Here is a 21,995-nt window from a genome sequence, read left to right as displayed (position 1 = left end):
GTCTCAGTCCAGGGCATAGTGAGTCTCCTCTGCTATACCAATTTATAACTGTTACCCATGTGCCCGGTCTAAAGTGTTACCTATGTGCCCGGTTTGCACCTAAATGCGCACCCTACGGGGGTTTTTGTAGGGTCGCCATTAATGGCGACCTGGTTAATCACTGCACTTTCTTAATGCGCTTTCCCCTGCGAAATTCCCACTCCCGTCTGTGAACGAATAAACTGTCCGCGGAAACGTGCACGCTCCTGCGCACCCTGTTCAGAGTGATCGGTAATCGAGAACAGCCAGGTGCCCACAAACGCCGCAATCATGGAGAACAGCGCCGGATACTCATACGGATAAACCGGCTTGGCGTGACCCAGTACCTGTACCCAAATGGTCGGTCCGAGGATCATCAGTACCACCGCCGTGATCAGCCCCAGCCAGCCCCCCACCATTGCGCCGCGCGTAGTCAGCTTCGACCAGTACATCGACAGCAAAATGATCGGGAAGTTACAGCTGGCCGCAATCGAGAATGCCAGACCGACCATGAAGGCGATGTTCTGTTTCTCAAACGAAATGCCCAGCACAATCGCTACCACGCCAAGCACCAGCACGGTAATCTTCGATACCCGCAGTTCGTCTCGTTCGGTCGCCTGACCTTTACGGATCACGCTGGCGTAAAGATCGTGCGAAACCGCCGAAGCCCCCGCCAACGTCAGACCCGCCACCACCGCCAGAATCGTGGCGAAGGCCACTGCCGAGATAAAGCCGAGGAACAGACTGCCGCCGACCGCATTCGCCAGATGGACCGCCGCCATATTGGTGCCGCCAATCAGTACACCGCTGGCATCTTTGAAGGCGGGATTCGCTCCCACCAGCAGAATGGCGCCAAAGCCGATAATAAAGGTCAGGAAGTAGAAGTAACCCATAAAGCCGGTGGCCCAGAACACGCTTTTACGCGCTTCACGCGCATCCGCTACGGTGAAGAAACGCATCAAAATATGCGGTAAACCGGCGGTGCCGAACATCAACCCCAGGCCAAGCGACAGTGCAGAAATCGGATCTTTCACCAAACCACCGGGCTGCATAATCGCCGCGCCTTTCGGGTGGACAGCCATGGCTTCGGTGAACAGCGTATTGAAGCTAAATCCGGTGGCTTTCATCACCATAATGGCCATAAAACTGGCGCCAAACAGCAGCAATACCGCTTTGATGATCTGCACCCACGTGGTGGCCAGCATGCCGCCAAACAGCACATACATCACCATCAAAATACCGACCAGCACCACCGCGATGTGGTAATCCAGACCAAACAACAACTGGATGAGTTTGCCCGCGCCGACCATCTGCGCAATCAGATACAGCGCCACAACGACTAGCGAGCCACAGGCGGAGAGGGTACGAATCGGTTTTTGCTGTAAGCGATACGAAGCCACATCGGCAAAGGTGTAGCGCCCAAGGTTACGCAAACGTTCTGCGATTAAAAACAGAATCATCGGCCAACCCACAAGGAAGCCGAGTGAGTAGATCAGCCCGTCGTAGCCAGAGGTATACACCAAGGCGGAAATGCCGAGGAAGGATGCCGCAGACATAAAGTCACCGGCCATCGCCAAGCCGTTCTGGAAGCCGGTGATGTTGCCACCCGCAGTGTAGTAATCGCTGCGTGAGCGAGTGCGTTTTGAGGCCCAGTAGGTGATGCCGAGTGTTGCTGCGACAAACACCACAAACATGATGATGGCTTCATAGTTGGTCGCCTGTTTTTGCACCGCACCGGTTATGGCATCGGCGGCAAATACGCTGGCGGGCACAATCGCTAATAACGCAGAAAACAGGCGCTTCATGATTTCACCTCGCTCAGGATCTGCTTCGTCAGGCGGTCGAACTCGCCATTGGCACGCCAGACATAAATGCCCGTCAATACGAATGACACCACGATTAAACCGACGCCAATCGGGATGCCGCGCGTGACATTGGTCCCTTCGTGTAGCGGCGTACCCAGCCAGCCAGGGGCGAAGGCAATCAGCAAAATAAAGCCGACGTATAACACCAACATGATGATACTGAGCAGCAGCGCAAAGGACTGGCGTTTATGCACCAGTTCCTGAAAACGCGGATTGCTCTCGATTTGTTGCCAGACTGCTTCCTGTTGATTTAGGGCTTCGTTCATCACAGTTTCTCCAGAGGAAAGGCAGGCAGATAACTCACGGTTAAGTGATTTATCTTTCTGAATTTTATAATTATGTAAGGTTTTGCGATGCTGGAAAGCGTACGGCGTAAGGAGGGGGTGACGGAGAGTAGCCTGCCGTGGACAGGCTGACACTCTCCGTCGCGTCGATGCCGATTAAGGCATGGTGATGGATTGTTTCTCCTCCAGCAATTTCTCAACCACGCCCGGATCGGCCAGCGTTGAGGTATCGCCGAGATTACTGGTATCGCCTGCGGCGATTTTGCGCAGAATACGACGCATAATCTTGCCGGAGCGGGTTTTCGGCAGCGAGTCAGTCCAGTGCAGGACATCCGGCGTGGCAATCGGGCCAATCTCTTTTCGTACCCAGTTGCGCACTTCGGTATACAGCTCTGGCGACGGCTCTTCGCCGTGGTTAAGCGTAATATAAGCATAGATTGCCTGGCCTTTAATGCTGTGGGGAATACCCACCACGGCAGCTTCTGCAATCTTCGGATGTGACACCAGCGCCGATTCAATCTCAGCGGTACCCAGACGGTGGCCAGAGACGTTCAACACGTCATCGACGCGGCCCGTAATCCAGTAATAGCCATCTTCATCACGGCGTGCGCCGTCACCGCTGAAGTAGCGATTTTTGAAGGTGGAGAAGTAGGTTTGTTCAAAGCGCTCGTGATCGCCAAACAGCGTACGCGCCTGACCTGGCCAGGAGTCGTTGATCACCAGGTTGCCTTCTGTGGCGCCTTCCAGCGGATTACCTTCGTTATCCACCAGCGCGGGCTGTACGCCAAAGAACGGCTTGGTCGCGGAGCCGGCTTTCAGCTCAATCGCACCCGGCAGTGGAGTAATCATGAAGCCACCGGTTTCAGTCTGCCACCAGGTATCCACGATCGGGCAACGGCTGTCGCCAATCTTTTTGTAATACCACTCCCAGGCTTCCGGGTTAATCGGCTCACCCACCGATCCCATGATGCGCAGGCTGCTGCGGCTGGTACCTTCAATCGCTTTATCGCCTTCGGCCATCAGGGCGCGAATGGCGGTTGGCGCGGTGTACAGCAGCGTCACTTTATGTTTGTCGACCACTTCCGCCATGCGGCTCGGCTTCGGCCAGTTCGGTACGCCTTCAAACATCAGGGTGGTGGCACCGCACGCTAACGGGCCGTAAATCAAATAGCTGTGACCGGTGATCCAGCCCACATCGGCGGTGCACCAGTACACATCATCTGGATGGTAATCAAACACATATTTGAAGGTGCTGGCCGCGTACACCAGATAGCCGCCAGTGGTGTGTAGCACCCCTTTCGGCTTACCGGTGGAACCAGAGGTATAAAGGATAAACAGCGGATGCTCGGCTTCGACCGCCACCGGTTCGTGCTGATCGCTGGCCTTGGCCACCAGATCATGCCACCACAGATCGCGTCCTTCGCGCCAGCCGGTGTCTTTACCGGTGCGCTTAAACACCACCACGTTTTTCACGCTGGTGACGCTTGGGTTATTCAGCGCATCGTCGACGTTTTTCTTCAGTGGAATGCTGCGTCCTGCGCGCACCCCTTCGTCGGCGGTGATCACCAGTTTGGCGTTGGAATCGACGACGCGACCGGCGACCGCTTCGGGTGAGAAGCCACCGAAGATCACCGAATGCACGGCACCGATGCGCGCGCACGCCAGCATCGCTACTGCCGCTTCTGGCACCATCGGCATATAAATGGCGACCACGTCGCCTTTCTTCACGCCGAGGCTCAGCAGCACATTGGCAAAGCGGCATACATCGCCATGCAGTTCGCGGAACGTAATGGTTTTGCTTTCGCTGGCGTCATCGCCTTCCCAGATGATGGCGGGGTGATCGCCACGCGTCTGCAAATGGCGATCGAGGCAGTTGGCGGCAAGGTTCAGCGCACCGTCTTCATACCAGCGAATCGAAATATTGCCTGGGGCAAATGAGGTGTTTTTCACCTTGCTGTAGGGCTTAATCCAGTCGAGGATTTTGCCTTGTTCACCCCAAAAGGCGTCGGGATCGTCAACCGATTGTTGATACAGCGCCGCATACTGATCGGCGTTAATCAGGGCATTCGCTGCGACGGCAGCGGGTACAGGATGCTTATGTATTTGGCTCATGGCTGACCTCCTTGAAGATGTTAATCATATGTCAATCAAAGGTTAATTAAAGAGCGCGATCTGGCTTTGTTTCTATTTTGTAGTCTGGATCACGACCTTTTGTATGCCTGAAAAGTGCCCGAATTCATACTGTTCATCACCGAAACAAATGAGACCCAATCTGTTGCTTTTCGCGGAATCAGACGTTGTCGCTGGTTAAATAATCAGCAAACGCGCCGGAGGGTTTTTTGCCCGATATTGAATAGCTATGCGGAAAATTATCGAATTAACACTTTTCATAACAGCGAGTTATGACTAAAAGTAAATGCCAGCATTTTATGCTACTCACCTGCACAGGAAATACGCTAAGCCCCCAGGGGTTGCAATTATCGCAGTGAAAATGGTACTTATCTCGCCCCTGTTCAGCAGGTATCCACTCAGGCTGCATCATCGCGCAGGCGCAAAATGCCGCGCACAGTGGTTAAGGATGCAGTCCAATATAACCCTCTATTTTATCGGGCTTTTGCTCACTTCCCTGTGTGTCAAATCTTCTGCACCATCGCAGCAGAGCAAAGGGGTTTTTACTGAGGAAAATAACGCGTTATGAAAGGTTTTAAGCTCACCCTTGCCTGGCAAATTTTGATTGCCCTGATTCTCGGCATCGTAGTCGGAACCGTGCTGCATAATCAGCCAGACGATCGTGAATGGTTAATCACTAACATTCTTACTCCTGCGGGCGACATTTTCATTCATCTGATCAAGATGATTGTGGTGCCGATTGTGATTTCCTCCCTGATTGTCGGCATTGCTGGCGTCGGTGATGCGAAAAAGCTCGGACGTATTGGTGTCAAAACCATCATCTATTTTGAAGTGATCACCACCATTGCCATTGTGGTCGGCATCACGCTGGCCAACGTATTCCAACCCGGCAGCGGCATTGATATGTCAACGCTGGCAACGGTGGACATCTCTAAATACGAAGCCACAACCGAAGCGGTACAAGGTGCCCCTCACGGCCTGGTGACAACCATCCTGTCACTGATCCCGCAGAACATCTTTGCCTCATTGGTGAAGGGTGACATGCTGCCGATCATCTTCTTCTCGGTACTGTTTGGTATGGGCTTATCAGCGCTGCCATCTGAGCATCGCGATCCGCTGGTCACCGTGTTCCGTTCGATTTCTGAAACCATGTTTAAAGTGACGCACATGATCATGCGTTATGCGCCGGTGGGTGTATTTGCGCTGATCGCGGTGACCATTGCCAACTTTGGTTTTGCCTCGCTTTATCCGTTGGCCAAGCTGGTATTACTGGTTTACGTGGCGATTCTGTTCTTTGCCTTTGTGGTGCTGGGCGGCGTGGCGCGCTTCTGTAAGCTGCGAATTACCACGTTGATGCGCATTCTGAAAGATGAGCTGATTCTGGCTTACTCCACCTCCAGTTCTGAGACCGTGCTGCCACGCATCATGCAGAAAATGGAAGCCTACGGTGCGCCAAAAGCCATCACCAGTTTTGTGGTGCCAACCGGATATTCCTTCAACCTTGACGGTTCAACGCTGTATCAGAGCATCGCGGCGATCTTTATCGCACAGCTGTATGGTATCGACCTGTCGCTGACCGATGAGATCATCTTGGTGCTGACGCTGATGGTGACCTCAAAAGGGATCGCTGGCGTGCCGGGCGTCTCATTTGTTGTGCTGTTGGCAACGCTGGGAAGCGTCGGTATTCCGCTGGAAGGTTTGGCGTTTATCGCCGGTGTTGACCGTATCATGGACATGGCGCGTACCGCACTGAACGTGATTGGTAATGCACTGGCAGTGCTGGTGATCGCGCGCTGGGAAAACCAGTTCGACACCCAGCAAGCCGAGGCTTACGAGCTGCAACTGCGCACGCAAAAAGCCAGTTAATGCCTTAAGTCGCCATTACGGTGTCATTATCTAAACCCGCCTTTTGGCGGGTTTTTTAATGCAATCCAAGCTCAATATTGGCGCACCAAACTAAACCCGCCTTTTGGCGTAATGCTTGCCAGTTAAGAACTCAGGCTGCTTATTAGAAAGTGGCCTGTCTTTTTAGTGCGGGCTCTGCCGCCACTACTGCCCCCTCTGGGCCGTCCTCGCGCCGCTAAAGCGGTGCCTTCGACTTCCACGTCGTGCCGGACGGACCGTTCGCGGATGACCATCCATGGTCTGCCGCGAACTGCCCCACGCCTCCCCGCGTGGGGCTCCTGGCCCAACGTAAAAGTCTCAGCGCTGCGGATAGCCCAGAGGGGGCAGCAGAGGCGTCATAGCCTCAGGCAATGTGCCCTTTTTGACAACACGCACTGAAGCTGAAGAGCAGGCTGGGGCCGCACCGGGGCAGGCATCCGCAGCGCTGAACGGCGTGAGTATGCCAGGAGAGCCCGCAGGACGCGGGCGAAAGGTGGCGCTGGAACATGGATGTTCCATCGGCACCGGTCCGTAAGGCAGACGAGTGAAGTGAAGGTACCGCGCAGCGGCGCGAGGACCGCCAGCCCCGGTGCGGCTCCAGACGGCGTTAACGTCTGTCGCTTAACTGATAAGCATTAGCCGTTTGGCGGGTTTTTTATACCCGTTTGCGCAGAATCACAAAAATCGGCGTCACCCGGCAGGAATTAACAATTCTAAATGGTGTATAGTTTTCAGAATAAATTATTCTTTCACAGGAGTGCATGATGCAGATCGACCTCAGCCAGATGATCACCGAAGGCCGTAACCCCGCAAGCCAGAATATTGATGAACTCTCCACCGAAGCGATGCTACGCGTCATCAATGACGAAGATAAGAAAGTGGCGTTGGCGGTAGAAGCAATCGTCCCGCAGATTGCACAAGTGGTGGATGCCATCACCCTGGCCTTCAGTAAAGGTGGCCGCTTGATCTATTGCGGTGCCGGCACATCTGGCCGTTTGGGCATTCTTGATGCCAGCGAATGCCCGCCCACGTTCGGCACGCCGCGCTCGCAGGTGGTGGGGCTGATTGCGGGTGGTCACACTGCGATTTTGCAGGCGGTGGAAAATGCGGAAGATAACCACGAACAGGGTGCGCAGGATCTTAAGGATATCGATTTCCATGCCCATGATGTGTTAGTCGGTATTGCTGCCAGCGGGCGCACGCCGTACGTGCTGGGTGCATTGGCCTATGCGAAACAGCAGGGCGCATTCAGCGCTGCTTTGACTTGCAACCCAAATAGCCCGATGTCACAAGCCGCCGATGTGGCACTGACGCCGGTGGTCGGGCCGGAAGTGGTGACGGGTTCATCGCGGATGAAAGCGGGCACGGCACAGAAGCTGGTGCTCAATATGCTGACCACCGGTGCGATGATCCGCAGCGGCAAGGTGTATGGCAATCTGATGGTGGATGTCGAAGCCACTAACCAGAAGCTGGTTCAGCGCCAGATCAATATCGTCAAGCAAGCCACTGACTGCGATGATGCCATCGCACAGCAGGCGCTGAGCGCATGTCAGGGGCACTGTAAAACCGCAATTGTCATGGTGCTGGCGGGGCTGGATGCCAGTGAGGCTAAGGCGCTGCTCAATCAGAACAGCGGCTTCATTCGTCGTGCGTTGCGTGAAGCAGGGGCCGAATAATGGCCGCCATCACCGAAGGTTTATTGCAGGATATCTTGCAGGCAGTAGGTGGCGCACCGAATGTAGTGCAGTGTGGTCATTGCATGACGCGCCTGCGTCTGACGCTGGCGGATGCGTCGCGGGCGGATCACGCGCGGTTGAAAACGCTGCCCGGTGTGCTGGGTGTGATTGACAGTGATGCGCAACTGCAAATTGTGCTCGGCCCCGGAAAAGCACAAACGGCGGCGGAGAAAATGCAGCTGCTACTGAATAGCAGTGAGCCTGCTGCGCCAGGCGATCTGAGCCAGATTGCGGCGGCGCAGAAACAGCAAATGAAAGCGAAACAGACCAGCGCGCTGCACCGTTTTCTCTCCTGCTTTGCCACCATTTTTACCCCACTTATTCCCGGCTTTATTGGTGCCGGTTTGCTGCTGGGGTTTGCTACGCTGATTGAGCAGATTTTTCATCTCAATCAGCCGGGCGATCATGCGCAGTGGCTGCTGGATACCGTGGCCTACATGAAAGTGTTCGGCAAGGGACTGTTCACCTTCCTGAGCATTCTGATTGGCTACAACGCGCAGAAAGCATTTGGCGGCTCCGGCGTGAATGGCGCGATTATCGCCTCGCTGTTTGTGCTGGGTTATGTGCCAAAAGCCACGGTAGGATATTACAGTGGCATGTCGGACTTCTTCGGCATGGCAATTGACCCACGTGGCAATATTATTGGCGTATTACTGGCTGCGATATTTGGAGCCTGGATAGAGAAACAGTTGCGCAAGATTATCCCGGATAATCTCGATATGATTTTGACATCATTACTCACGTTATTAATTACCGGCGCGGTGACCTTTATGGTGATTATGCCCATCGGCGGTGAGTTATTTAAGGGCATGTCGTGGCTGTTTATCCATCTGAATAACAATCCATTCGGTTGCGCCATTTTGGCCGGATTATTTTTAATTGCGGTCATGTTCGGTATTCATCAAGGCTTTATTCCGGTCTATTTCGCGCTGATGGAAACGCAGGGCTTCAACTCATTATTCCCCATTCTGGCGATGGCGGGAGCCGGGCAAGTGGGTGCATCCATCGCGTTGTGGTGTAAAGCTGATAAACACTCCTTACTGCGAAAACAGATCAAAGGCGCGATCGTCCCCGGCTTGTTAGGTGTCGGTGAGCCGCTGATTTATGGCGTCACGCTGCCGCGCTTGAAGCCGTTTATTACCGCCTGCTGTGGCGGTGCGTTGGGCGGATTCTTCATTGGATTGGTGGCATGGCTGGGTTTGCCAGTGGGGATGAATACCGTGTTTGGTCCATCAGGATTAGTGACGCTGCCTTTGATGACCTCATCGCAAGGTATCTTTGCCGGGATGGCGGTGTATCTGGTGGGGTTAATCGTCGCGTGGGTCGGCGGTTTTGCGTTTACCTGGTGGGGCGGCACCAAGGATGTGGATCTGAGTTAATCCCGTAGCGGCGCGAGTTATGGCGTCAGGCTAGTCAGTTAAGCGCTTTTCGGTCGCCATCAATGGCAACCCTACGACGATCGTGCGCGGTTTTTGTAGGGTGCGCACTTTTGGCCTCGAAGAAAGGATGAGCGATAAATCATGCCGCTTCAGGAGTGCCTGATTTGCGCCAATGAAGCGTGATGCAGGTCACACTTTTGCATTTCGCCGTATCGTTTACCTTGGCACGATCGACCTGCGTCTTGCCGTGCCAATCGTAAATAAAACGCTAAGAAAAAATAAAGAAATTATTAACAACTTAGCGTGCTAACAGTTGATTATCTGCGGAATTAAATATTGCCAATAATTTATCCTGCCTCGCATTTATTTCCTCATTGTGACAATAGGTTAGCTGTAATTGCCTTTTGCTTCTCATGGCAGAAAAGTCTATACCTAAAGCCAATTAATCTATAACAACAGTTCTGTCTCTTTTTCGCTGCGCCGTACTTTCTTCACACAGTGGTTCTCAGAAATTAATTGCTCATCGGGGTTGGTGTTATTCCTGCCGCTTTATCCCCTCGCGATGAATTTAACGCTGTTGCAATAACAGCGTGGACGCTGCACGCCCACCGGAGGAAGTATGAAGTTCAAATTAAATCCGATCGCCATCGGAATATTAGCGGCACAGGCACTGTTTTATCCCTATATCAGTGCACAAGCGGTAACATTGGGGAGCTATTCACCGCAGGTCAATGACAACCTCTTTGGTGAGCAGAATATTGATGTGAGTGGCACGAGCGAAACCTTGACCGGTAACCCGGATTTTGCACCGGGTACCAACGGCTCAGTGAGTTCAAGCCTGGCTCAGGTGAATATCACCTCGGGTGCGCAGTTCCTCAACCAGACGCGCCTCAATCCTGGGCCGCAGAACTTTGCCATTACGGTGCCTGATCCCACTACGGGCGGTAATACCACCTTCCAGGTTTACAACTCCGCCAGCCTGGTGGCACAAGCGCCCGTGACCTCAGACACTGCCGTGCCCGATGTGGTGAATGTGAACGGCGATCAATACATCAACGCACGGGTCGCGGATGTCTCTAATGGAGGTTCACTTGATGTGAACATCGGCCAGCCGAATGCTGCTAGCAGCGCCAGCACCAACAGTTGGAGCATGGCTGCCAAACAGACCACGCTGTTTCAGGTAGGTAGCGACAGCACGCTGAACTGGAATTCCAACAATCGCATCAGCTTCTTTGGCACTGCCGCCACCCCTGACGGCGCAGGAGCCACGCAAACGTTTCAGGTGCAAAATCTCGCGACTTACAACGGCAGTTTCAGTGTGCAAACGCTGGACGGTGCCAACCACACCTTCTCGGTCACCAGCGCCAGTGAGCTACAAACCTATAACAACTGGCTGATCAGCCAACTGCAATCAGGCAATCTCGATAAAGCCAACTATCTGACCGACTTCAACAAGGCCGTCACCGTGACCAACGGCAATATTGTTTACGACGTCAGCGCCACGCCCCCGGATGAAGTGACTCAGCATATAGGCAATCGCATCGTGGTGAATGCCGATGGCGCAAACGCGCGCGTCAATCTGGCGGCGGGTAAAACGCTGGAGGTGGTTGGTTCGACGGGCGGCGCAATTAAAGCGTCAAACGGTGCGCAGGCGGTGATTGATGGCAAGCTCGCCAGTCGAGGCACGATCGCTAACAACGGTACAGCGCTGGTGCTGGCGGGCGGCAGCAACGGCAGCACCAGCGCCACTGGCGTGATTAACGGTGGTTTCCTGAATCGCCAGGATGGTACCGGCATTGGTTCTACCGGCTATGGCGCTAACGGCGTGCTGGTGCAGAGCGGCAGTGAGTTCAACAATAATGGCATCGTCAACCTGGCCACCATCGGTAGCAATTCGCAGTACGGTGTGGCGGGGATTCGATTGGAGGATAACGCCACATCCAACAACAGCGGCAACATCAACGTTGGCGTTAATGGTTCCAGTGCCAGTGGTACCGCCTCTGGGGTTTTGTTGACCACCCCAACGTCCACGTTTACCAATACGGCCGATGGGCAGATTTATATCGGCCGGGGTCCACAGAACAGCCTGACGGATAACGTCGCGGATACGGCGATGAATCAGAGCGGCCTGACCAGTGGCATCGCGTTGGTGGCCAACGGCAGCGCCACCAACAACGGCAACATTGTTATCGGTTCAAAAGTACAGAATGCAGCAGGCATGTCGGCCTCAGGTGCCAACAATGTCACGATACTGAACAACGGCACCATTGATGTGAACGGTGCCGCAGCAACGGTACCGCGTGAAAACGTCGGCATGTCGGTGACCAATAGCAGCGGAAATATCGACAACAGCGGCACCATCAATCTCAACGGCGTCAACGGTACCGGCGTGAAAGTGGTGGCGACCAATGGCAACAGCGCATCGGCCAACTCCACGGGCACCATTAACGTTGCGGGTGGGGCCGATCCGGCGAGCGGAACGCGCAACTTTGGCGTCTGGGTTGAAGGTCAGGGAACCGGCCAAGCCAGCGCAGACATTGATGGTCCGGTGAACCTCAGTGGTAACGGCGCGATTGGCGTGCATGCGCGCGGCAATGCCACGGTGAACGTGGCGGCAAATGCCATTCCCTCCTTTAGCAATGGCAGCAATCAGATCGCCTTCTTCGCCTATGGCCCCAATGCGCTGATCAACGTCGCGGGCAATAATCCCTTCAATGTCACCACCGCCAATTCAACCCTGTTCCGCGTCGAGCAGGGTGCAGATTTCGATGGTACCGACCTGTCTCTCACCGCATCAGGCGCGGGTTCGGTGGCGGTGAATGGCAGCGGCACGGGGGGCACGGAGGTGAATACGCGCAACGCCACGCTTAATGTCAGCGGCGCGGGTGCCACGGGGGTCAATATCGAAGGCGGAGCCACCGGCACTATCGACAATGCCACCACCATCAATCTGACCGGCAACAATGCCATCGGCGCGATTGTGGATGGGCAAAAACATACCCTGGCGGGCAGTAACAGTGGTGCTCCCGTTACCGGCACCCGCCTGAGTTCAGCCGCCGCACTCAGCTCATCACAAACCGGATTGGTGGGTTATCTGGCGCGCAATCGTGCGCAACTCAATAACACCGGTGACATCAATTTCAGCGGGGCAAACGCCACCGGTATTCGGGTAGAGAGCGGTGCCACTGGCAGCAACAGCGGTAACATCAGCATCAATGATGGTGGTACTGGTATTGCGGTCAACAGCAGCGGCAGCACGGCGAATACCACCGCCAATAACAGCGGCAACATCAATGTCAACGGTGGCAGCACCACGAATCGTAGCCGGGGTGTCAGCGCCAGCGGCAGCCGGGCCATTGCCAATCTTAACAGCGGCACCTTGAACCTTAACGGCACGGGCGCGATAGGCGCAGAGGCGATCAATGGCGCGCAGGTGAATATTGCGGCAGGCTCCACGCCGATTTTCAATAATACCGATCAGATTGCTTATCACGCCGCAGGCAGTGGTTCACGCATCAACTCGGCTGCGAACGCACTGGATGTGAACACGCAAAACTCCACCGGATATCGCATTGATGATGGTGCAGCCTTGAGCTTTAGTAGCCCAACGGCACTGACCACCAGCGGCGTGAACAGCACGGGCGTGATTGTTTCGGGGAGTGGTAGCACCCTGAACAGCGCCAATGCCCGTTTCACCGCCAGCGGACAGGGCAGCACCGCGGTGCGGGTCGAAGGGGGCGCAGCTGCCACTCTGGCCAGCGGCAGCACGCTCAATCTCAGCGGCAGTAATACGGTGGGAGTGCTGGTGAATAATCTGCGCACTGACCTGAGCAATGCGCTGAATGGCAGCTCGGCACCCACTACCGTCACCAGCAATGGCAATCTGAGCGGCGCAGGCAGCAATGCCATCGGCTTTGATGTCACCAACGGTGCCGAGCTGGTGAACAATGGTGCGCTGAATCTCACCGGCAGCGATAACATCGGTATTCGCTCGCGTGCCGGCAGCACCTTAACCAACAACGGCACGGTGAATGTGGCGAGTGGCACCGGGCTGGATGTCTCCGGCAGCGGCAGCACCCTGGCTAAGGGCGGCGTAATCAACGTGGATAACGGTACAGCGGGCGTGCGCATCAGTGATGGCGCGCAGTTGGCGCTCACCGGCAGTGACACGGTGATCACGACACGCGGCAATGCGCACGGCATTTTGCTGGATACCGGTGCAACTGCACTGAGCGCCAGCGATGCCACGGTCAACGTGCTCGGCAGCGGCAACGGTATCGAAAACCGTGCAGAACTCAGCAATGTCAGCCTGAGCAATCTCACCCTTAACGTTGGCAACGGTAACGGGATCCGCACTGCCGTGGCCTTTGATCCCGCCTCCACCGTGACCACTAATGTGTCGGGCAGCGGCACCGGGCTGAACATCGCCAATGCGGATGGATCGACCACCCGTGGCGATTTAACGCTGGGATCGGGCTATCAGTTCAATGTGACCGGCGCAGGCGGCACAGGGATCCGTGCCAACACCAGCGGTAATGTGACCACCGCAGCTGACGTGAATATTGATAACCCGGCAGGTGGCTCGGCACTGGTTTCCAGCACGGCGGGCACCATCACCAATACCGGTACTTTTACCTCCAATAGCCTGACGTCCCCGGTGGTAGATTTGCGTGGCGGTAAAACCCTATTTGAGAACTATGGATCGATCATTACGGCCAATCCTCAGACGGTGGCGGTGGCCGGAAGCAATGCCGATGATGAAGTGCTGTTGACCGAGGGGGAGGTGCGCGGCGATATCAATCCCGGCGGCGGATCTGATGTATTTCGTTGGACGGGCGGCACGCTTAACGGCAGCCTGACGATGGGGAATGACAACAACAACAGCGCCGAAGTCAGCAACGTTGATCTGGGTACGACTTATCACCTCACCAGCGGCAGCGGTACTGGCAACACCCTGACTTTCAACCAGATTGATTCACGCGGCGGCAGCTTTAGTGCAGACGATCTCAACAAAGGGGTGAATCTGGGCAGCGGCTGGAGCACCATCAACTTCGCCAACACCCAGTGGACGTTGACCGATAACCTCAATCTGGCACACAGCACCATCAATGTGGATGCGGATTCGACACTGTACGCCGGTAATAATGTGCACCCGACGCTGGCAGGTGGCACGGCGGACTCACTCACGGTGAATAATGCGGGGACGTTGGATCTGACTAACGGCGCAGGTTCGCCAGGCAACACGCTCAATATCAACGGTTCGCTGGCATCCAGCGGTGGTCAGCTTAACCTGATCACCGACCTCAACGAAGGGGGCGCACTGAGCAACCAGTTCACTGACCATCTCAACGTGACGGGTAACGCCAGCGGCACCACGCTGGTGAATGTGAAACTGACGGACAGCAGTACTGGGGCGCTTACCGATCTCAACCGCAACGGCGGGATTGAAGGCAACGAAGGGATATCCCTGGCCCAGGTGGCGGGTAACGCCAGTCCGGAGAGTTTTGCACTGAAAGACGGCTATCTCGGTGCCGGGCCGTGGCAGTATCGGCTCTACACCTTTGCGCCGGGCAGCACTGACCCCAGCCAGCGTTTGGTCAGCGGTAGTGGCAACAATTACTGGGATTATCGACTGGCAAATTATTACGTCTGCGAAGACGGCGCCAGCTGCCCATCGACCTTTATCACCGATGCGTTCGGTAGCGGTCAAAGCTACGATGCGCGTGCTGCCGTGGTGCCGCAGGTGCCTTCGTATATCTCTGCGCCGGTCGGGCTGGCGTATTACACCTCGGCGATCATTGACGATCTGCATAAACGTCTTGGCGAATTGCGCCATGAGCAGACGCGGCCAGAGGGCGAGGGCGGCGAGATGTTCCTGCGCTATATCGGTTCAAACCTGAAATACAAAAGTGACCAGCGTTTTACTGATTACGGTTACGACTTTGATTTGGATTACAGCGCGGTGCAGGTGGGTGGTAACCTCATGCGCCTCGACGGGGAGAAAGACAGCCTGCGCGGTGGTTTGGCCTACACGCGCGGTAACACCCGTATTCGCCCAGATGCGGCGGATGGTTACAGCAGCACCACCTTTGACAGCGACAGCCTGGCGTTTTACGGCACCTGGAAGCGTCAAAGCGGTTTCTATCTGGACGGCGTGCTCTCGTTTGACTGGCATCGCGGCGAAACCGCCATTGCGCGCCAGCAGCAAGAGGCGAAGTTGAAGGCGCACGGTTGGACCGCCTCACTGGAGAGTGGCTATCCGTTCGACCTGGGTGATGGCTATAAACTGGAGCCGCAGGCGCAGTTGATGTATATGAAGCTCAACATGAATGACTTTACCGATCAGGATGGCAATAAAGTGCGCTATGGCGATTACCACCAGACCATCGGACGTCTGGGCGCACGGCTCGATCGTACCTGGACGGATGACAGCCAACGTCAGTACACCCCCTATCTGCGCGCGAATTTCTATAAAGGCTGGGGCGGTACGGCAGAGACCAACGTCTCTTCAATGGATAACCCTGCGTTGGGGGCAACCTTCACCAGCGGTCACTTTGGTCAGATGTGGGAAGTGGGCGCAGGCGGCACCGCCACGCTGCAAAAGGATGTGTCGCTGTATGCCGAAGCTGATTATCGCAAAGAGATTAACGGCAACGGGGCCAAAGGTTGGCGCTACAACGTGGGCGTAAGGTGGCAGTTTTAGCCGACGACTCTACAGGGATGTAGCTGTTTTCGTAGAGTGCGCATTGATGCGCACTCTGCTCATCAAGCTAAACAATGATTTCATTTACCCTAAATGAAATTTTATTGATTCTTTTCCACTATAAAAAACAGGGACATTACCCGTTTGGCCTTTAATTCAGGATGAAAATTAATTATTCGTGCTAAAGCCCGCTCCTTGCGCTGCCGAAAAGGTAAAAAAGTATTATCGATTTTTCCTTTAGCCTGCATCTTGCAAGGACAACACACATGCGGAACAACCAGCCCATCACTCAGCGTGAGTTTATTTTTGACGACGACGCCACGCTGATGTCGACCACCGATCTCAACAGTTACATCACCTATGCCAACGATGCTTTTATTGAGGTCAGCGGGTTCGAGCCGGATGAGGTCAATGGCCAACCGCATAATATGGTGCGTCATCCGGATATGCCGCCGGAAGCCTTCGCCGATATGTGGGCGACGCTGAAACAGGGTGAACCCTGGACCGCACTGGTCAAAAATCGTCGTAAGAATGGTGACCACTACTGGGTGCGTGCCAACGCGATTCCGGTGGTGAGAGAAGGCAAAGTTCAGGGCTTTATGTCTGTGCGCACTAAGCCATCCGTGGAGGAAATCCGCCAGACGGAAGCGCTGTACCGCGATTTCCGAGAAGGGCGTGCCAAAGGACGCCGTTTCCACAAAGGCTTGTTGATCGGCACCGGCTGGCGTCGGTTTGGCTCCCTGTTGAAAACCATGCCGCTGCGCTGGCGCATCCGCTCCACGTTGCTGGCACTGCTGCCGCTGTCGGTGGGTGGGGTGGCGTTGCTGGGAATGAACACTCTGCAACTCGGCTGCTTTACCGGTGGCATGGCTGTCTTGCTGCTGTTGGCCAGCCTGTGGCTGGAGCAGCAAATTTCTCGCCCGATGGAGCGCATCTGCCGCCAGGCACTGAGCGTAGCGACCGGTGCCAGCCATAAAGTGGAGCAGATGGATCGCGTCGATGAAATCGGCATCACCCTGCGCGCCATCGGTCAGCTGGGCCTGATGTTCCGCTGGCTGGTGGATGATGTCAGCGGTCAGGCGATCAACGTCTTAAGCGCCAGTGATGCGATTGCCCGTAGCAACGATGAGTTGAGTCGTCGTACCGAACAAGCCGCAGCCAATGTGCAGCAAACGGCGGCCACCATGAATGAAATGACCGCCACGGTGAAAAGTAATACCGATACCGCCAGTGAAGTGAATAACCTGTCGGAGAACACCAGTCATGCGGCGTTGAAAGGCGGTGAAGTGATGCAGGAGATGGTGGGGATGATGGCGGAAATCGCTGACAGCTCCAAGCGTATCGCCAATATCACCAGCGTGATTGACGGGATCGCCTTCCAGACCAACATTCTGGCACTCAATGCCGCCGTAGAAGCGGCGCGAGCCGGTGAGCAGGGGAAAGGATTTGCCGTGGTCGCGGGTGAAGTGCGCAGTCTGGCACAACGCAGTGCCAAAGCCGCCAGCGAAATTAAAACCCTGGTCGAAACCAGCGCCAGCCGCGTGCAGTCCGGCAGCGATCACGCAGATGCGGCTGGCCGTACCATGCAGGAGATTGTTGGCCAGGTGCAAAACGTGACCGCGCTGATCGCACAAATCAGTTCGGCTACCGCTGAGCAATCCATCGCACTGAGCGAAGTCAGCACGGCGGTGGAAGATCTGGATGACATCACGCATCAAAACGCCGCCCGCGTGGCAGAGAGCGCCGAGGCTTCAGGAAGGATGGCGCGTCAAGCCAACCGCCTGGTGGAAGCCATCAGCGTATTTCGTTAAAGGGTTTCGCGCGCGGCACGTAACGCCCCGGGCGGCGAGCCGACAATACGCTTGAAGGCACGGCTAAACGCCGCCAGCGAGCCGTAACCGAGGTGGAAGGCCACGCTTTCCACCGCTTCACCCTCATTCACAATCCGTTCTACCGCCAAACGCATGCGCAACTCGGTGAGATAGCGCAGCGGCGTCATGCCGGTGGCGGACTGAAAACGCGCGGCAAACACCGAGCGCGAGCTGCCTGATTCACGCGCCAGCCGCTCCACCGTCCAGTTTTCCCCTGGTGCGCGGTGCATGGCTGCCATTGCCTGGCTGAGTCGCGGATCGCGCAATGCCTGCACTAAGCCACTGCCCTTGCCGCAGCCGTTTTCCACCCAGCCGCGAACGATTTGCGCGGCCACCACATCCGCCAGTCGGGACAAAATCCCGGCAAAACCGGCTTTACGATCGCGGGTTTCACGCTCCATAGCATCCAGAATCGGTTGGATTTCCGGGTACTGTGCCAGCAGGGTACTCACCAGCATCACATCCGGCATGGTATGCACCAGCGGCTGCATGCCACCGAGTTCAAATGCCATGCAGGCGCTAAACAGGATGACATCGCTGTCGTCGGGGCAATCTTCGCCGCTGTCGCCTATCGAACAGACGCTGCCGCAAATCGGCTTACTGTTAAAGGTGCCGATCGGCTCGCAGATCGCGTCTTCAGATGAAATTAATGCATGCGCTTTGCCGTGGGGGATCAGCAGCGCATCGCCAGCTTGCAGTGGATAGATCACGCCAGATGCCGAGCGGATCAGCAACGAGCCCCGGCCAACAAAGTGCAGTTGAGCTTTACCCGGCGCGTCATCGTACTGCAAACCAAACGGAGTATGTAAGGCAATACGCTGATACTTCACGCCATACAAGCGCATACCCATCAGCAGTTCACTGGTCAGATCTTCATAGCGGCTCATACGAATCCAGACGAATAATCAAAAAACAAAGTTTTTGTATCATAGATCGTCTTGCTTTGTCTCACTATGCTTACAACCTGAATTTTTGTGATGGGGATCGCAAATGAGTCTGGATACTGAAGTTGTCGAAACAAGTATAGCGGTGGATAAACCCGCATGGGGTGCGGTATTTGCCATGGCCTTTGGCGTATTCGGCCTGATTACCGCCGAGTTTCTGCCGGTCAGTTTGCTGACACCGATTGCCGACTCGCTGCAGGTGAGTGAAGGGCAGGCGGGGCAAACGGTGACGGTAACGGCGCTGGTGGCGCTGCTCACTAGCCTGGTGATCGGTAACATTACGCGACGCCTTGACCGTCGCATGGTGATGCTGGCCTTCACGCTGTTACTGATTGCGTCGGCGCTGCTGGTGGCTTTTGCTGAAAACTTGCCGATGATCTTGCTGGCGCGTGTACTGCTTGGCATGGCGATTGGCGGCTTCTGGACGCTCTCCACCGCCATCACCATGCGATTGGTGCCACCAGAACAGGTGCCGCGTGCACTGTCGATTGTGTTTAGCGGTATTTCGCTGGCGACCATTATTGCCGCGCCTTTGGGCAGCTATCTGGGCGGTTTGATTGGCTGGCGCAACATCTTCCTGTTAACCGGCGTGTTAGGTGTGCTGGCGCTGTTCTGGCAATTCTTTACCTTGCCAGCCATGCCGCCAGAGAACAAAGCGCGCAGCGGTGGGGTGCTGGATCTGCTGCGTAACCGCCTGATGCGCTGGGGCATGCTGGCGGTGATCATGATGTTTACCGGTCACTTCGCTTTCTTTACCTATCTGCGCCCATTCCTGGAGAGCAGTGCCCAGCTCAATATTAATCAGTTGTCGCTGGTGTTACTGGCATTCGGTGTGGCGAACTTCTTCGGCACTTCGCTGGCCGGTTTCCTGGTGACGCGCAGTGTGTCATTGACCTTGACTGGCATGGCGCTGGTAATGAGCGTCACGGCTGTGGTGCTGGTGAGTTTTGACAGTCTGCCTTGGCTGGTCGGTGCGGGTGTGGCGATGTGGGGTCTGGCATTCGGTTCGATGCCGACCGGCTGGTCAACGTGGATTTCCCGTGCGGTGCCGGATGATGCGGAGTCCGGCGGGGGTCTGCTGGTGGCGACGATTCAGTTGGCGATCACCGCAGGTGCAGCGGCAGGCGGCTGGATGTTTGACCTGCAAGGGGCTGGCGGCGTGTTCATGGCCAGTGGTGTGTTGATGCTGTTAGCGGCCATCACCATTTTCACGCGGGTACGCCATCACGGTTAAATTCGTTTTAGCGCAATGAATCGCGCCGCTATACAGGATGTGCATAGCTACCGTCTTGCACGTCAAGGTTTCAGTAAGGGGCGGCCTTCAGGCCGCTCGCAGCCTCCATTACTGTAGCGGCGCGATTTATCGCGCAAAACCAACCGCACCATTCACAGTCATTAATCCCGTCCATTCATTAAAACCTGGTTTTTTAACCCTTTGCACAAGGGTTAATCCAAATGTGCCTTTGTCGTTCAAATTAATCGAAGAACTTTGGCAAATCTCTCCGCTTTTTACTCCTCAATGATCAGCCTACTATGTATCTCAACAAGGCGATGACGCCTTATCTGATAAAACATTGACTGAGGAATTGACCATGAAATCTATCAAAACTTTTGCTGCTGTTGTTGCCCTGTCTGTTCTGCCATTCGCCAGCTTCGCGCAAAGCGTGACTGCCTGTGCCTCAACGCTTGATGGTGCAGAAGCGCAAATCGCTGCTCAGGCGCATAAAGCTGGTGCTTCCTATAAAGTGACTGAAGCCAACTTCAACAACGGCGTGCACATGACTGCCGAACTGACCAAATAAGTCTGCGTTAACGTTCTGTGCTGACAGGGTGCCTCCGGGCGCCCTGGCGGCGTTGGTAACCTGATAAATTCCTGTCACTTTCTCCACGAAATGATTACTATTCTCAAAAAAAATCATCCTTCGTCAGCTCGCCTCGGGCTGTCTTTATAAAATTGGTTGCACTGTCGAGCTTTCACTTCACTGCCAAGAGGCGGTGGTTTTGCTATGGAGAAGTTATGAAAGCGAATAAAACAACGTGGGCGCTGCGTCCGCTGCTGCTGGCAACGGCCCTGTTGTCATCCTCTGCAGTACTGGCGGCCGAATCTCAGCCGCTGAACCAGGTGATCTCAAAAGGTGCTTACGAACTGGCGTTCAGCAACAGCGATAACGCGCTGTTCGTTGCCACGGCGCAAAATGCCAGCAGCAAAGGCGGCACTGTTTATCGTCTCGACCCGCAGGATCTGGCGGTGAAGCAGACGATCAGCACTGAACTGCCAACCTTTGGTGCCACCATCAACCAGAAAACCAATACCCTGTTCTTCGGTAATACCCGTGATGCCGCGGTCACCGCCGTGGATGCGACGAGCGGGAAAGAGATCAACTCGCTGGTGCTGGATGCACGTAAGCGCAGTGAGAGCGTACGCCCACTGCAGCCGCGTGAACTGGTGGCCGATGCCGCAACTGACCGCGTCTATATCACAGGTTTGGGTGAGCAGAGTGTGGTGTGGGTGGTGGATGGCAAAACCCTGAAGCTGGTCAGCACCGTGCCGAATACCGGCAAAATGGGCACTGGCCTGGCGCTCGACTCTGCTGCGCAGAAGCTGTACGTGACCAACGCTGATGGCGAGCTGGTCACCATCAATACGCGTCTGAACGCGATTGAAAAACGTCAGAAAATTGATGGCGAAAAAGATCACTTCTTCCTGAACATTGCGTTGGACACCAAAGGCCACCGCATCTTCCTGAGCGACTCCAAGCAGCCCCAGGTGCTGGTGCTGGATGCGCGCACTCAGCAAGTGATCCATAAGATTGATGTGCCAGAATCTCTGGCGGTGCTGTTCAATGCCGACCGTAACGAGCTGTATGTGACGCACCGTAAAGCGGGTGAGATCAGCATCATCGACGCCAGCACCTACAAAGTGAAGCGCACGGTCAAAGCACCGGGCCTGCCAAACAGCCTGGCGCTGTCTGCCGATGGCAAAACCCTGTTTGTCAGCATCAAGCAGCCTGGCACCCGTAAAGAGCCACCGAAGAACCCAGATAGCGTACTGCGCATCGCGCTGTAAGCGGTAGTTATCTGAAACTCAAGGGCGGCGTGTGCCGCCCTTTGCATTTCCTGGCTTTCGTCGCGAAGTCCTCCCCGCTTTTACGCTACCTTTTATGACGACAACACCAATGGA

The 21,995-nt window shown here is 55.4% G+C and carries 13 protein-coding genes; 9 read left to right on the top strand and 4 right to left on the bottom strand.

Annotated features, from left to right (window positions below; genetic code table 11):
* Positions 1-170: 170 nt before the first annotated feature.
* The 3 genes from actP to acs form a co-directional block, all read right to left on the bottom strand.
* The gene (gene actP, locus ACPUC8_RS24505) at positions 171-1,823 is read right to left on the bottom strand and encodes a cation/acetate symporter ActP (protein ID WP_494927638.1); all 1,653 of its coding nucleotides are present in this window, start codon (positions 1,821-1,823) and stop codon (positions 171-173) included.
* Complete coding sequence (locus ACPUC8_RS24500; RefSeq protein ID WP_058969649.1) at positions 1,820-2,149, bottom strand: DUF485 domain-containing protein; 330 nt, start codon at positions 2,147-2,149, stop codon at positions 1,820-1,822. Before ACPUC8_RS24500 ends, actP begins: the two co-directional genes overlap by 4 nt.
* Before the next feature lie 174 nt (positions 2,150-2,323).
* On the bottom strand, positions 2,324-4,279 hold the full coding sequence (gene acs / locus ACPUC8_RS24495; protein WP_058969647.1) for an acetate--CoA ligase: 1,956 nt from the start codon (positions 4,277-4,279) through the stop codon (positions 2,324-2,326).
* A 582-nt stretch (positions 4,280-4,861) separates the two neighbouring features.
* Here acs and gltP point away from each other — a divergent pair.
* From gltP to ACPUC8_RS24465, 6 genes are all read left to right on the top strand, one after another.
* On the top strand, positions 4,862-6,163 hold the full coding sequence (gene gltP / locus ACPUC8_RS24490) for a glutamate/aspartate:proton symporter GltP (protein WP_039336186.1): 1,302 nt from the start codon (positions 4,862-4,864) through the stop codon (positions 6,161-6,163).
* A gap of 400 nt (positions 6,164-6,563) precedes the next feature.
* Positions 6,564-6,716 (top strand): hypothetical protein, encoded by a 153-nt coding sequence (locus ACPUC8_RS24485; protein ID WP_494927637.1) that lies wholly within the window; start codon positions 6,564-6,566, stop codon positions 6,714-6,716.
* A gap of 229 nt (positions 6,717-6,945) precedes the next feature.
* Positions 6,946-7,857: an N-acetylmuramic acid 6-phosphate etherase gene (gene murQ / locus ACPUC8_RS24480; protein ID WP_039330397.1), complete on the top strand. Its 912-nt coding sequence runs from the start codon at positions 6,946-6,948 to the stop codon at positions 7,855-7,857.
* The gene (gene murP, locus ACPUC8_RS24475; protein WP_039330395.1) at positions 7,857-9,296 is read left to right on the top strand and encodes a PTS N-acetylmuramic acid transporter subunit IIBC; all 1,440 of its coding nucleotides are present in this window, start codon (positions 7,857-7,859) and stop codon (positions 9,294-9,296) included. Before murQ ends, murP begins: the two co-directional genes overlap by 1 nt.
* Before the next feature lie 619 nt (positions 9,297-9,915).
* Positions 9,916-15,999 (top strand): autotransporter outer membrane beta-barrel domain-containing protein, encoded by a 6,084-nt coding sequence (locus ACPUC8_RS24470; RefSeq protein ID WP_494927636.1) that lies wholly within the window; start codon positions 9,916-9,918, stop codon positions 15,997-15,999.
* A 266-nt stretch (positions 16,000-16,265) separates the two neighbouring features.
* A complete protein-coding gene (locus ACPUC8_RS24465; RefSeq protein ID WP_039330391.1) occupies positions 16,266-17,810 on the top strand; it encodes a methyl-accepting chemotaxis protein in 1,545 nt (514 codons plus the stop codon).
* Here the strand turns inward: ACPUC8_RS24465 and ACPUC8_RS24460 are convergent.
* Complete coding sequence (locus ACPUC8_RS24460) at positions 17,807-18,757, bottom strand: AraC family transcriptional regulator (protein ID WP_039330389.1); 951 nt, start codon at positions 18,755-18,757, stop codon at positions 17,807-17,809. The genes ACPUC8_RS24465 and ACPUC8_RS24460 overlap by 4 nt on opposite strands.
* A 103-nt stretch (positions 18,758-18,860) precedes the next feature.
* On the opposite strand from ACPUC8_RS24460, the gene ACPUC8_RS24455 reads away from it, so the two are divergent.
* From ACPUC8_RS24455 to yncE, 3 genes are all read left to right on the top strand, one after another.
* On the top strand, positions 18,861-20,048 hold the full coding sequence (locus ACPUC8_RS24455; protein WP_494927635.1) for an MFS transporter: 1,188 nt from the start codon (positions 18,861-18,863) through the stop codon (positions 20,046-20,048).
* 358 nt (positions 20,049-20,406) lie between these two features.
* Positions 20,407-20,616 carry a YdgH/BhsA/McbA family protein gene (locus ACPUC8_RS24450; protein ID WP_039330385.1) on the top strand — a complete coding sequence of 70 codons (210 nt, stop codon included), beginning with the start codon at positions 20,407-20,409 and terminating at the stop codon, positions 20,614-20,616.
* A 215-nt stretch (positions 20,617-20,831) separates the two neighbouring features.
* Entirely contained in the window at positions 20,832-21,881 is a 1,050-nt protein-coding gene (gene yncE / locus ACPUC8_RS24445) for a 7-bladed beta-propeller protein YncE (RefSeq protein ID WP_039330384.1), read from the top strand.
* Positions 21,882-21,995: the final 114 nt, after the last annotated feature.

Source organism: Pantoea sp. CFCC18177, from assembly GCF_059412425.1.
Note: the sequence above shows the minus strand (reverse complement) of the source record. Positions and strands in the feature narration are given on the sequence as shown.

What these genes read in the sequence shown, in the direction of transcription:
- actP (WP_494927638.1), bottom strand. Translation starts at nt 1,823, where the DNA reads ATGAAGCGCCTGTTTTCTGCGTTATTAGCGATTGTGCCCGCCAGCGTA.
- ACPUC8_RS24500 (WP_058969649.1), bottom strand. Translation starts at nt 2,149, where the DNA reads ATGAACGAAGCCCTAAATCAACAGGAAGCAGTCTGGCAACAAATCGAG.
- acs (WP_058969647.1), bottom strand. Translation starts at nt 4,279, where the DNA reads ATGAGCCAAATACATAAGCATCCTGTACCCGCTGCCGTCGCAGCGAAT.
- gltP (WP_039336186.1), top strand. Translation starts at nt 4,862, where the DNA reads ATGAAAGGTTTTAAGCTCACCCTTGCCTGGCAAATTTTGATTGCCCTG.
- murQ (WP_039330397.1), top strand. Translation starts at nt 6,946, where the DNA reads ATGCAGATCGACCTCAGCCAGATGATCACCGAAGGCCGTAACCCCGCA.
- murP (WP_039330395.1), top strand. Translation starts at nt 7,857, where the DNA reads ATGGCCGCCATCACCGAAGGTTTATTGCAGGATATCTTGCAGGCAGTA.
- ACPUC8_RS24470 (WP_494927636.1), top strand. Translation starts at nt 9,916, where the DNA reads ATGAAGTTCAAATTAAATCCGATCGCCATCGGAATATTAGCGGCACAG.
- ACPUC8_RS24465 (WP_039330391.1), top strand. Translation starts at nt 16,266, where the DNA reads ATGCGGAACAACCAGCCCATCACTCAGCGTGAGTTTATTTTTGACGAC.
- ACPUC8_RS24460 (WP_039330389.1), bottom strand. Translation starts at nt 18,757, where the DNA reads ATGAGCCGCTATGAAGATCTGACCAGTGAACTGCTGATGGGTATGCGC.
- ACPUC8_RS24455 (WP_494927635.1), top strand. Translation starts at nt 18,861, where the DNA reads ATGAGTCTGGATACTGAAGTTGTCGAAACAAGTATAGCGGTGGATAAA.
- ACPUC8_RS24450 (WP_039330385.1), top strand. Translation starts at nt 20,407, where the DNA reads ATGAAATCTATCAAAACTTTTGCTGCTGTTGTTGCCCTGTCTGTTCTG.
- yncE (WP_039330384.1), top strand. Translation starts at nt 20,832, where the DNA reads ATGAAAGCGAATAAAACAACGTGGGCGCTGCGTCCGCTGCTGCTGGCA.